The 12,913-nt window shown below is 42.7% G+C and carries 9 protein-coding genes and 1 riboswitch; of the genes, 6 read left to right on the forward strand and 3 right to left on the reverse strand.

Annotation, left to right across the window (positions count from 1 at the left end; genetic code table 11):
• Positions 1-6: 6 nt before the first annotated feature.
• Entirely contained in the window at positions 7-2,565 is a 2,559-nt protein-coding gene (locus BC751_RS06105; RefSeq protein ID WP_130274768.1) for a M14 metallopeptidase family protein, read from the reverse strand.
• Between the two features lie 89 nt (positions 2,566-2,654).
• On the opposite strand from BC751_RS06105, the gene BC751_RS06110 reads away from it, so the two are divergent.
• Positions 2,655-2,882 (forward strand): PLDc N-terminal domain-containing protein, encoded by a 228-nt coding sequence (locus BC751_RS06110; RefSeq protein WP_130274769.1) that lies wholly within the window; start codon positions 2,655-2,657, stop codon positions 2,880-2,882.
• 3 nt (positions 2,883-2,885) lie between these two features.
• Positions 2,886-3,065 carry a PLDc N-terminal domain-containing protein gene (locus BC751_RS06115; protein WP_130274770.1) on the forward strand — a complete coding sequence of 60 codons (180 nt, stop codon included), beginning with the start codon at positions 2,886-2,888 and terminating at the stop codon, positions 3,063-3,065.
• Between the two features lie 258 nt (positions 3,066-3,323).
• Here BC751_RS06115 and BC751_RS06120 read toward each other — a convergent pair whose 3' ends face one another.
• Positions 3,324-4,223: a TIGR01777 family oxidoreductase gene (locus tag BC751_RS06120; protein ID WP_130274771.1), complete on the reverse strand. Its 900-nt coding sequence runs from the start codon at positions 4,221-4,223 to the stop codon at positions 3,324-3,326.
• 179 nt (positions 4,224-4,402) lie between these two features.
• Here BC751_RS06120 and BC751_RS06125 point away from each other — a divergent pair, with 179 nt between their 5' ends.
• The 4 genes from BC751_RS06125 (at position 4,403) to BC751_RS06140 (ending at position 11,986) form a co-directional block, all read left to right on the forward strand.
• Positions 4,403-5,710 (forward strand): IS1380 family transposase, encoded by a 1,308-nt coding sequence (locus BC751_RS06125; RefSeq protein WP_130273823.1) that lies wholly within the window; start codon positions 4,403-4,405, stop codon positions 5,708-5,710.
• Positions 5,711-5,999: 289 nt separating this feature from the next.
• A riboswitch (Fluoride riboswitch) is annotated at positions 6,000-6,066 on the forward strand.
• Positions 6,067-6,116: 50 nt separating this feature from the next.
• The gene (locus tag BC751_RS06130; protein ID WP_130274772.1) at positions 6,117-7,415 is read left to right on the forward strand and encodes a voltage-gated chloride channel family protein; all 1,299 of its coding nucleotides are present in this window, start codon (positions 6,117-6,119) and stop codon (positions 7,413-7,415) included.
• 167 nt (positions 7,416-7,582) lie between these two features.
• Positions 7,583-9,019 carry an NADP-dependent isocitrate dehydrogenase gene (locus BC751_RS06135; protein ID WP_130274773.1) on the forward strand — a complete coding sequence of 479 codons (1,437 nt, stop codon included), beginning with the start codon at positions 7,583-7,585 and terminating at the stop codon, positions 9,017-9,019.
• Between the two features lie 153 nt (positions 9,020-9,172).
• Positions 9,173-11,986, forward strand: a complete 2,814-nt coding sequence (locus tag BC751_RS06140) for a M16 family metallopeptidase (protein ID WP_130274774.1) — start codon at positions 9,173-9,175, stop codon at positions 11,984-11,986.
• A gap of 261 nt (positions 11,987-12,247) precedes the next feature.
• Here the strand turns inward: BC751_RS06140 and BC751_RS06145 are convergent, their stop codons facing one another.
• Positions 12,248-12,886, reverse strand: a complete 639-nt coding sequence (locus BC751_RS06145) for a CPBP family glutamic-type intramembrane protease (protein WP_130274775.1) — start codon at positions 12,884-12,886, stop codon at positions 12,248-12,250.
• Between the last annotated feature and the right edge of the window lie 27 nt (positions 12,887-12,913).

Raw genomic sequence — 12,913 nt, forward strand, 5'->3', positions numbered from 1 at the left:
TATATGTTACCTAGCTGTTCCAGGATTGATGGTCTGACCAAAGAATATGGCATTCATAAACAATTTGTTGGTTCCAAACCAGAATGCCCTGAAATTAGGATTGTCCGCCATGCCGATGACCCTTCCTCTGCCTACGGATGACACCCTTATGGCCCCGGTATCTTTCAGTTGGTTGAGGTTACTCGGGTGAACATAACCACTTGCCAGTGGGCTTGAAGTGTAAACCATTGGGTTGGCATAAGGGTTTTCGGATGGTAGTAAAAACTGATTACTGCTTCTGAAACTGAACATTTCAGACTTTTCATAACCATAGCCGATCGGATGTGTAATATCCAGCTTGGTGTTGAAAATTGCACCTCCTGTTACTTTTGCACCCGTGGCATTTTCATAATCGGCATAAGATCGTTGTACTGCCGTGTCTTTTTCCGGCTCATTCTTGAACTTAAAGCTGGCAACTTCTTGCTGGTTGAGCCAGTTCAAGGCAGATCCTCTTGCAATTAGGGTATTTCCTGCACTGACCCAGGCTTTGAGTTTGTCCGCAGCTGTTTTACCCAGGGAATTGTAATTTCCATTGGGCATGTAGATCACATTGTAGCGGTTCAGGTCCACCACAGCAATCCTATCTACCGGCAATAAGGTAGCAGGCATTTCAAACCTTTGATCCAAAAGATGCCAGGCTTCGCCAGCTTCAGCGCTGCTGACTCCTCCTTCTACCAAGATGGCAATTTCCGGTTTTTTCAAAACATCAATCTGGGGAGAGCCAAGATTGATCCCCTTGGTATAACCGGTGGTCACCGCATGAATGTCAAGCCCTGAATTTTTGGCTGCTACCCGAAGGTCCTCAAAGAACTTTTCATCGGAAGCTTTGCTTAGTCCTTTGTTAACAATGATACTTCCCCGCTTCATTTTTGGCCCACCAGGTAGGGTAATCTCTTCATGGGCGACCCTTACGAGGTAACCTTTTTCCATCAGGAAATAGGCTGCTTTTGGTGCATAATATTCGCTCCAGCCAAAAATATAGCTGTAGGCGCCTTTTTCACCGATTACTTTCCCCTCTCTAAGGGAGAGCTTTTTATCTACAGGTTCTACGGATGCCAAATTGAGTATTCTGCTGCTCAGGTTCATGAAATCCAAATTGAAGGCCATTTGCATGGTCCAGGCAGATACATCGTAGAAAAGGCTGTCTTGGAACGTCGTTCTGGTTTCGAACATGGACTTGATCAGGCGGTATTGGGGTTGGTTCAATGGAACGATAAATGCCTTTTCTTTTTTGAACTCTACCCCATTTACGGTGATATCTTCTTTTAAGCTGAACAGGTCAATATCGTGCTGAAGGATGATGTCTGCCAGATGGAATGTCCTTCCGGCATCTTCCTTAGCACCAAAAATATAAGCCTTATTGGTGTCGCTGTCGTATTCGGATTTTACTTCTCTGTAAAAATCCCTCATAAAGGTATTCAGTTCTACCCGCATGGCTTTGGCGGCTTCAAAAGAAGAAAGGGTAGTCACAAACTGATTGCGGATGGTGAAAGCAAAAGTCAAAGGGCCATAGATACTTTCCTGCAAGTGGCCTCTGGAAGAACCCTGCTCAAAAAGAATCCCGATAGATCCCTGAACATCCGGATAGGTGGATCCCTTTCCATAATAGAAGTCATCAAAACTTTCCTGGGAATAATAAAGTGAACCTATTTTATCCAAATGCCTGGCATGAAACTGTCCGATTTTTTCGGTCAATTCAAAGTTTTTCTTGGGGGTCAGCGGGTGGTTTCTTGCCGGAATGCCAGGCTGGAAGAAAAAGGTACTGTTGGTTCCCATTTCATGATGGTCCAGATGGATATTGGGCAGCCATTCCTGGAATTTGGCCACACGGTGCCGGGATTCAGGATGTTGGGCAGGTAGCCAGTCCCTGTTCAGGTCAAACCAATAATGGTTGGTCCTGCCTCTTGGCCAAGCCTCATTCAGTTCCCTGTTATTAGGATCTCCATTCATGACATAGCTTTTGTGGGAATTGACCCAAGATGCAAAGCGGTTGACCCCATCCGGATTCAATGCCGGATCTAATAGGATGATGATTTTTTCCAGCTCTGCTTCAATTTCATTGGCTGCTGCAAAGTGGTAAGCTGATAAAAGTGCCGCATTGACCGCAGAGGCTTCATTTCCATGTACGGAATATCCTGCCCACATGACCAAGGGCATATTTTGTAAATCTACACTGGCTCCAGGATCACGGAGTTTTTTCCTTTCCGCTTTGATCTGATCCAATTTGGTATGGTTTGAAGGGGAGGTTATGGTCAGGACAATCTGAGGCCTCATTTCATAAGTTCGTCCTATTATTTCCAGACTAACCCGGTCTGAGGATGCCGCTATGGCCTGCATGTACATGATAACCTGGTCATGGGTGGCATGCCAATCACCTACTTCAAAACCCAATACTTCTTTTGGCGTGGGGACCTTGGGATTATAAGTGTAGCCTTCAGGTAAGTAATAGCTTAAGGAATTTTGTGCCTTGACCGGAAAAATGGCCAAAGTCAGGATCAGGGCAAAAACAAAACGGATTGCTTTCATTGGTAGGTCATTTCGATTTAGTGCCAATTTTATGATAATTTGAATAAAAAAACGTTAAATTCGTTTGAAAGGCAATAATTATTGATGGTATGGATTTCAACTCTGATTTCGCTGTTTTTATTGTCGTCCTGAGTATAGTTTATACGATAATCTGGGTTTGGGCAATAGTGGATTTGATCAAATCAAAATTCAAGGATTCCAATATGAAGTTGGTTTGGGCTGTGGTGCTGATTTTTGCCAATCCCATTGGGCCAATCGTTTATTTTATTCTTTCAGGGGAACAGAAAACTTTTTCCCAAAAACACACTAAAAATTAAGCTATGTTTGGATTAGGAATAATAGGTCTGGCCATTTACGTCTATACGGTTTATGATGTAGTGAGCAGCAAATTTGGAGGACCCAATGATAAATTGGTCTGGGTACTGGTGGTTTTGTTTCTTCCGCTTCTCGGAACCATCCTATGGTTTTTGATGGGTAAGAAAACTACGCTTAGAAGCTAATTCTATTCATAGGATTTTTTGAACCACAATAGGGACAAAAGAGAACAAAAGTTATTTGTATTTCCCTTTTGCTCGCAAAATCTTGTAATTAATGTCCTTTGCCAATTGCGAATTAGCCTCCTGGTAAACTTAATTTCTTGCTTCCTAATTTTTCTACTATCCTCTAATGCAATCTTAATGAATCCCTTAAAGCCCTTAACTCTAAATGTTTTCCACTTCCCAAATCAGCCTTCCGAAATTCCAAATCCCTTCTCTTCCTCAATCGGAATTGTAAATCTTCTCCAAAGCTTCTTCCAGATTGGGGTACCGGAATTCAAAGCCCGCATCGCGGATTTTTTTGGAAGACACCCTGTTCCCGCCCAAGACCATCTGTGCCATTTCACCCAGGACCAATTTGAGTGCAAAACCCGGCACACCGATACCAACAAAAGGTTTCCCTACTTTTTTGGCAGCTTTTTGTGTCAGTTCTTCATTGGTGGCGGGCTTAGGACCTACTGCATTGTAAATTCCCTTTACTTCTTCTTTTTCAAGGGCAAAAAGGAACATTCTGGCCAAGTCATCTATACAGATCCAACTCATCCATTGTTTGCCGCTTCCCAAAGGAGCGGCTATAGGTGGTTTGAGCATTTCCACTAAGGCGCCCCCAGTGTTGTCCAGGACAATACCGATTCGTAACAGAACCGTACGTATGCCAAGTTTTTCGATTTTTTGTACCTCATTTTCCCAGGCAATGACCACCTTTGCCAAAAAATCATTTCCAGCAGGACTATGCTCATCCACGGTTTCATCTCCGGTGTTGAAACCATAATAACCGACCGCAGAAGCTGAAACGAATACTTCTGGTCTTTTTCCGGATTTTTCCATTGCCTGGAAAAGCAAAGAAGTGGATTGAGTCCTGCTTTCAAGAATGGCTTTTTTGCGGGCTTCGGTCCATCTTTTGTCCGCAACACCCTCCCCGGCAAGATGGATTATGCCATCTGCCCAAAGTATGGCCTCAGGATCTATTTGCTGCTTTTCCACATCCCAGGAAAAGGATTTTTGACTGTTTTTGATTGGGTTACGGCTAAGCCAGGCTACTGCATAGCCCTTTCTTTCCAAAAGTTGTGTTGTTTTTTTGCCTACCAGACCGGAACCTCCGGTAATCAATATGTTTTTCATAGCTGTTACTTTCTTTTAATAAAATCCCCAGGGACGCGCTTTGTTTTTATTATATCCTTAAATCCGCAGGGCGGATTTAAAAAAAGCCGAAAAAGTGGCTGAATTTATTCAATTCAGGCTTTTCCGGCTCGTTTTTTTTTCACTTATTTAGGTGTTACCACACATCCTTGATAAGCGGTATGAAAATTACGAATTCGACAGAAAAAATCACACCTTTCGGAGGTTTTAATTTTGTTTTTAACTCTTTCAAAAATTCTGGTCTCCCAGAACTCATTGATAATCAATTGGGGGTTAGAGCCTTAAGGGGAGGGTTTTCATACAGTGACATTTTCGCCAATCATATGGCTATTTTCTTTAATGGTGGCGACTGTACTGAAGATATCAATGTTCACTTGAGAGACGCACTTGAACAGGTCCCTTCATTTTCAGTATGCAGTGCCGATACAATTCTGAGAGGTATCAAAGAGCTTGCTGTTGATACAGAACTCTTTATAAATCCGTCCAGTGGAGTAAGCCATGAATTTAATATCAATGGAAAACTCAACAGCTTGTTGTTAAAATCAGCTTGTAAGACCGGATTACTCAAGTCAGGTGTTGCTTACGACCTCGATTATGACAACACCGTCATTCCAACTGAAAAGTACGATTCAAAAAAGACATATAAACACGTCTATGGATATCAGCCAGGTGTAGCTTCCATAGCACATCCTGAATTTTCACAGGCCATTCCTGTGTACGTAGAGGGCAGAAATGGCAACAGTCAGGCCAAATATTTGCAGGCTGATACACTTACACGCATGTTTGGGCAGCTTACCAATGAAAATATCCGTATCGGAAGGTTCAGAGCCGATTCAGCATCCTATCAGGAAGAAGTTCTCCGCACACTGGAAGCACATACCGAAAGCTTTTATATACGGGCAAACAGATGTGCCAAACTGGATAATATCCTTGGAAGTATAGCCCCTGAGAAGTGGCAGAAAATACGTTTGGGTGTACAGGAAATGGAAGTTACTGACCTATCCGACTACAAACCTTTCGGTAAAGACAGGTCTTACAGGCTGGTCATTACCAGAATCAGGCGTAAAGACGGGCAGGCAGATGTGTTTAGTGGAGATGCATTTACTTACAGGGCTATTCTGACCAATGAACATACATCGTCCAATGAAGCTGTTGTAAGGTTTTATAACGCCCGGGGTGCAAGCGAACGCTTGTTTGATGTACTCAACAATGACTTTGGCTGGTCTAAGTTGCCCTGTTCGTTCCTTGCAGAGAATACCTCCTTTATGCTTATGACGGCTATGTATGCCAATTTTTACACCTATATCATTGGAGAGTATTCCAGAAAAGTTGATTGGCTTAAGCCTACCGACAGGCTCAAGAAGTTTATCTTCAGATTTATCACTGTTTCAGCCAAGTGGATAAGAACGGGAAGAAGAGAAGTGCTCAAACTGTTCACGAGTAAGGATTACAAGCCGATTTTGAACTAAATTCAGATAAAAACCCCTCAGGAGCTCAAAAAATAAAGATTTACAGGGAAGAGGTATGCCTTTTCCATTAAAATTGAGGAAAAAAACCGTCCATTTTATCCTCAAACCTAAAATCCATTGTCTCAAAACTATGAACACTCTTCAATCAAAGGGAAGAAATTCCCGAACTAGACCAAAAATGAACACAAACAAGCAGATTCAAATCTCCAAACTAAAATCCTGCGGATTTTAGGTATATACAAATTTTGGGGCTTTTTCTAAAGATTTTGCCAAGAAAGTATATTTTTGTTCCCTTATAGGTGATGGGGTTCCACCTTTAACCGCCCATTTTTGGTGCTGATGACTCCTACTTCAACGATTAACCGGGGATGCATAGTCTTTGGATTAAATTTTAATTTCAAATTGTATGTTGGAGAGGATCAAAGCATATTTAAAAACCAAGGAATTTCTGCAGCTGGAGTTTCTTCCCAGTTTTGTGTTTACCCTCAAATGGCTCCTTATTTCCGGGATTGTGGCTTTTTTGGCCGGGTCTGCTTCTGCTTTGTTTTTGGTTTCCCTGAACTGGGTGACCGATTACCGTGAAGCCAATCTATGGATCATTGCCCTGCTTCCGCTGGGAGGTTTGATTATTGGGCTGACCTATCATTATTTGGGCCAGTCAGTTTCAAAGGGGAACAACCAACTGTTGGAAGAATTTTATAATCCACAAAGGACCATTCCCCTTAGGATGGCGCCTTTGGTCCTTTTCGGTACCCTGGCCACCCACCTTTTTGGAGGTTCGGCGGGTAGGGAAGGTACGGCCGTGCAGATGGGAGGGGCCATTGCAGACCAGTTTACCAAATGGCTCAAACTGAGTAAAGAGGACCGGAAAATCCTGATCACGATCGGGGTGGCTTCTGGATTTGCTTCGGTTTTTGGTACTCCTTTGGCAGGAGCAGTTTTTGCATTGGAGTGGCTGATTATCGGAAGGATACGGTATGAGGCGATTCTTCCTGCTTTTATAAGCGCTTATGTGGCTGATTATGCCTGTGCAGAATTTTGGAACGTCCACCATACACACTATGAAATAGCAATGGTTCCAGATCTCAATATTCCCAACCTTTTATGGATGATTCCGGCGGGCATTGCGTTTGGTTTGGTAGGCAGATTATTTGCCAAAGCAACACATAACTGGTCCCATTTATTCAATTCCCAAATCAATTATCCTCCCCTAAGACCTGTAATTGGAGGTGTTTTGGTAGCATTGATTGTCTGGGCTATGGGAACCACCAAATATATTGGTCTGGGTGTTCCGACCATCGTGGATGCCTTTTCAGAAAACCTCCCTTGGTATGACTCCCTCGTGAAAATCTTTATGACTTCCCTGACACTTGGTTCGGGATTTAAAGGAGGGGAAGTTACCCCCTTGTTTTATACTGGGGCGACTCTGGGGAATGCGCTTTCTGGAATTATCCCATTACCCATGGCCCTATTGGCAGGAGCTGGGTTTGTGGGTGTTTTTGCTGGGGCAACCAATACTCCTTTGGCCTGTACATTGATGGGAATAGAGTTATTTGGTGCCGAAGCAGGGATTTTTATCGGTTTGGCCTGTGTTTTGGCTTACAAATTCAGCGGTCATGCCGGCATCTACAATTCCCAGATTATAGGCAGTCCAAAAAGCAGGAAGAGGTTTGATAAGAAAGGGAGCAAGCTAGGAGAACTTTGACCTGATCGGATTTAAGCTTGTTTCCAAGTATGGAAAAATTAACAGAGAGGTAGTTCAAATCAAACACAAGCCATAAATATAAATTATGATAAATATTTCAAACATAAATAATAATTTATGAAATAGATTTCGGAACTTTGCCTAATTATAAACAAAATCAAAAGGCAATGAAACGAATTACAGTAGCAAAAGGAGATGGGATCGGTCCGGAAATCATGGACGCCACGCTCGCCATTATCAAAGCCGCAGGTGCCCAAATTGAGGTAGATGAAATTGAAGTAGGTGAAAAGGTTTATTTAGCCGGCAACACTTCAGGTATCGCCAAAGAATCTTGGGATATTATTCGTAGGAACAAAGTTTTTTTGAAAGCCCCCATCACGACTCCCCAAGGTGGAGGTTACAAGAGTTTGAATGTGACCACCCGGAAATTTTTAGGTCTTTATGCCAATATACGCCCATGTATGAGTTTACATCCTTTTGTTGATACCAAGCATCCACAGATGGATATTGTGATTGTAAGGGAAAATGAAGAGGATCTGTATGCCGGTATAGAACACCAGCAAACTGATGAGGTGGTGCAGTGCCTTAAACTCATCAGTAGACCAGGTTGTGAGAAAATCGTCCGCTATGCTTTTGAATATGCCAAGCAGTACGGTCGCAAAAAAGTGACCTGTTTTACCAAGGACAATATCATGAAGCAAACCGATGGGCTTTTCCATCAGGTGTTTGATGAAATTGCTAAAGAATATCCTGAAATAGAAAAAGAGCATTGGATCATTGATATCGGAGCGGCCAAGATGGCGGATACGCCGGAAGCTTTTGATGTGATAGTAATGCCTAATTTATATGGAGATGTACTGAGTGATGTGGCTGCACAGATTGCAGGTTCTGTAGGCTTAGCAGGCTCCGCCAATATTGGTGAGGAATGCGCCATGTTCGAAGCGATCCATGGTTCCGCCCCAAGAAGGGCAGGTCAGAATATGGCCAATCCATCCGGACTTCTGCAGGGTGCTATCCAAATGCTTGCCCATATCGGACAAAGTGATGTAGCTGAAAAAGTACAAAATGCCTGGCTGAAAACCATCGAAGATGGTATACACACCTATGACATCTACAAAGAAGGCGTAAGCAAGGAAAAAGTGGGTACCAAAGAGTTTGCTGAGGCGGTGATCAGGAATTTGGGTAAAAAGCCATCCCAGCTCAAAGCGGTGACTTATGCTAAAGAGACTACCCTTAACCTACCTAAATATACCCGTAAGGCTCCCCTTAAAAAGGAGTTGGAAGGAGTAGATATCTTTGTGCATTGGGCAGGAACCGATGCAGAGGAACTGGCCGAAAAGATGCAGCAATTGAATTCAGATGAGGTGAAATTGACCATGATTACCAACCGTGGCATCAAAGTTTGGCCTGAGGGATTCCCTGAAACTTTCTGCACCGATCACTGGCGCTGCCGCTTCAAACCCGTAGGAGGAAAGGAGCTTACCAAGCAGCACATCATCCAATTGCTACAAATGGCAGAAGCAAGGCATGTTGATGTGATCAAAACAGAAAACCTATATGCTTTTGAAGGAAAATCGGCCTACTCTCTAGGACAAGGCCAATAGTTTGTGATAGTTGAATATATTGGACCGCTTTCGGGAGAGTTCCCGGAAGTGGTTTTTTTTAATACAATAATTTTAAGGGGAATTTTAAGCTCGAATGAGGCAATTTTTAAGTCCTTTTACTATTTTGGTTGCTTTAATCAGCCTTAACTGAAAATGAAAACCAACAAATTCCCGATTTCTTTCCTTGTTCTTTTATTTTTTTTCATAGGCCAAAGCTTCGCTCAGGTCAATCTATCCCAAGAGGTTCCATTAGATCCAAGGGTAAGATATGGAGTACTCCCCAATGGGCTAACCTACTACATACAGCAAAATCCCAAACCCGAAAATAAAGTGGAATTGCGTTTGGCGGTAAATGCCGGTTCGGTCCTCGAAACTGAAAAACAACTTGGTCTGGCGCATTTTACCGAACACATGGCTTTTAATGGAACAAGGAATTTTGAGAAAAATGAGTTGGTTTCTTATCTCCAATCCATAGGTGTATCCTTTGGTGCTGACCTGAATGCCTACACCAGTTTTGATGAAACGGTTTATATACTTCCCATTCCATCAGATGATGAGGAAAAATTACGAAGTGGTTTCCTGGTCCTCAGCGATTGGGCGGGAGGTATTCTGATGAGGGAGGAAGATATCGATGCTGAGCGCAGCATCATTGTAGAAGAATGGAGAACCGGACAGGGTTATTCCCAAAGGCTCAGAGACCAATATCTACCTCTTATGCTTTACAATTCCCAATACGCCGACAGGCTTCCAATAGGTAAAATGGAAGTGGTGCAGCATTTTGAATATGAGACCATACGGGAATTTTACAGGGACTGGTACCGCCCGGACAATTTGGCCGTCATTGCTGTAGGTGATGAAGATCCGGACAAGTTACTCGCTTTGATTGAAGAGTTTTTTGGTGCTTGGGAAAATCCCAAAAATGCTCCAAAAAGAAAGTCTTTTGAGGTGCCTGAGCACAAGGAAACTTTTGTATCCATTTTAACAGATCAGGAAGCTCCCGGGATTCAGATTCAGCTTTTTTATAAGCATAAAGCCCTTCCTACCAAGAGCAAGGAAGATTACCGTAATTGGCTGTTAAGAAGCTTGTACGGGGGAATGTTGACCCAGCGTCTTGACGAAATCCGACAGCAGCCTGATGCCCCATTTATTTTTGCAGGCACAGGTTATGGCAATTTTGTTAGGGATATGGATTATTTTTCTGCTTCAGGGGTAGTTTCTCCCGGGATGGTGGAGGCTGGTATTCAGGCTTTGATTGTAGAAAATGAAAGGGTAGCCCGTTTTGGTTTCACCCAAGCCGAATTGGACAGGGTTAAGCGTTCGGTACTCAATAATGCAGAGAGAGCATTTAAAGAAATGGACAAAACGGAATCCCGCTCTTTGGTGGGCCGTTATGTCAACCACTACCTTAATGGTCGCTTTGCAGAAGGAGAGGCTTGGAAGTACGAATTTTATCAGGAAATCCTCCCGAAGATAACATTGGAAGAGCTCAATGCCCTGGCAAAAACCTTGGTCAGGGAAGACAATAGGATCATTATCATCACAGCCCCAGATGCTGAAAAAGATAAATTGCCAACAGAGCAGCAGGTGTTAGCCCTATTTGATGCAGTGAAGCAAATGGATTTACAAGCCTATGAGGAAAAACTTTTATCCGAAAACCTACTTGAAACGCTGCCACAAACCGGAAGAATTGAGGCAATGGACCATCTGTTTTCTATTGATGTATATGAAATCATATTGTCCAATGGGGTAAAGGTTTTTGTAAAGCCAACAGATTTTAAGAATGATGAGATTGTCTTCAGTGCAAGAGGTGAGGGGGGGGGTTCCTTATTTGGAGAGGAAGACCATTACTCCGCGAGTTATTCAGGGGTTTTGGTAAATGTGATGGGTATTGGTGATTTTACCCCTACCGATCTGCGCAAAATCCTGGCAGGTAGATCCGTTTCGGTTACCCCCAATGTAGGTACCTATTCCCAGACGATTTCTGGTAGTACCTCACCAAGAGATCTGGAGATGGCCTTACAATTGATCCATTTGTACTTTACTGCACCGAGAGAAGACAGGCAGTTATTTGATATCTTTATCAGTAACCAAAAGACACAATTGGCATCAGCCCAATCCAATCCGGATTACCAATTTTCAAAAATGTTGAACCACATCCTGGCGGACGGTAACCTTAGGGCCAGCAGCATCTATGATCCTGAAGAATTGGAAAAAATTGATATGCAAAGAGCTTTGGAAATCTATGCTCAAAGTTTTAGCAATGCGGCAAATTTCGAATTTTTCTTTACTGGGAACATAGATCTCGACATTTTCAAGCCCCTATTGGAGCAATATATTGCTTCCTTACCCTCCGATCCAAGTCATTTGGACAGGTTTAGGGATATGGGCATCAGGACTCCCAGAGGTAGGACTGAGGTCATAGAAGTGGGGACAGATGAAAAAAGCCAGGTGATCCTGTTCTTTTCTGCTGAGGTAGAATACGACAGGAAAAAAGCAACTGACATCAGCTACCTTGGAGAAATCCTTACCATCAAATTGATTGAATCCCTGAGGGAGGAAATCGGTGGAGTCTATGGGGTCGGTGCCAATGGCAGTATGGGCATTCAGCCCATGGGGAATTTCTCATTTTCAATAGGATTTCCATGCAGCCCTGATATGGTGGATGTTTTGATAGAAGCTGCTTGGGAAGAAATAAGGAAAATCCAGGAAAATGGTCCAATGGAAGAGGATCTTAACAAAGTCAAAGAGAAGCGAAGGATAGCCTTGGAGGAGAACCTTAAGCGTAATAATTACTGGAATGCCCAGATGTCAGCCTTCCGTCTGTATGGGCTGCCTTTAGAGCTGATCATAGAGGCCGGCAAGTTCATTGAGGAAGTTACACCAGAGAGGATACAGCGGGCGGCTCAGGAATTCCTGGTCAAAGAAAATCTTCTTGAAATTAAGAAGTTTCCTTTAAGAAGGGAGTAAGGGTTTATTTCTAGGGCGTACAGGGCTTCCGCTTGTTTTGACCATTGAAGTTTAATGTAAAATGATGAATTAAAAATGAAGAATAGCGGACCATTGTAGGTTTAGGAGTTTGTTCATGTTTATAAAGAAGGATTTGAATCACCAAATCCAAGAACTTGAGAATGTAAAGTCCAAAAGTCCCGTTAGTTTTTTCACTGATTGTGAGTTTGTGTCTTTGTGGCCAAATGAAAATTCTTCAACATAGGTATTTAAATCATCCTCTTACAAATACAGAATTTCATTCAAAGTAATGGTCAGGGTATTGAAAACAGCATGGGCAAGCATGGAATAGCCCAATCCTTCCTGATACCTGACCCATCCGAAAAAAATCGCGCCTGGCAGGATACCTGCAAAAGTAAAGGTCCAATCCAAGGCAAGTGAGGAGGATTCTACATTCCCAAGATGAAGTATGGTAAAAAACAACGTGGTAAATACAAAGGAGGTATAAAACAAAGGAGTTGAAAGGTAAACATCATCTGGCTTTTTGTTTTGTTCATGAATGACCCATACCAGAAAAGCAAGTCCGATTCCCATAAATACCCACCAGTATTCTTTAAATATCACCATCCCAATTATGGGTTGGATAAAAATAAACCCAAAATGTTTCCTTTTACCTGAAAGAAATCCCCTTGAAAACAATTCCTCTAAAATTAGCGCTAAGACCAAAGCACTTAAAACATCTATGTTGTCAGAATTGCTGAAACCCTTATTCAATCCACCTACCCCCAGTTGCATGGCAATAGGATCTACCAGTAAATATTCATAACAGAATACAATGAGGGTGGTAATAACAGCGTATCTCAGGATCTTAGACTTTTCAAGCTTGCGCTCTTTTTGGTAAAAGTGTAGGAATGCGGTCATGTTCAATTTTAATATTTCACCCTTAAA

The sequence above is a fragment of the Cecembia calidifontis genome (assembly GCF_004216715.1).
GTDB classification, from domain to species: Bacteria; Bacteroidota; Bacteroidia; order Cytophagales; family Cyclobacteriaceae; genus Cecembia_A; species Cecembia_A calidifontis.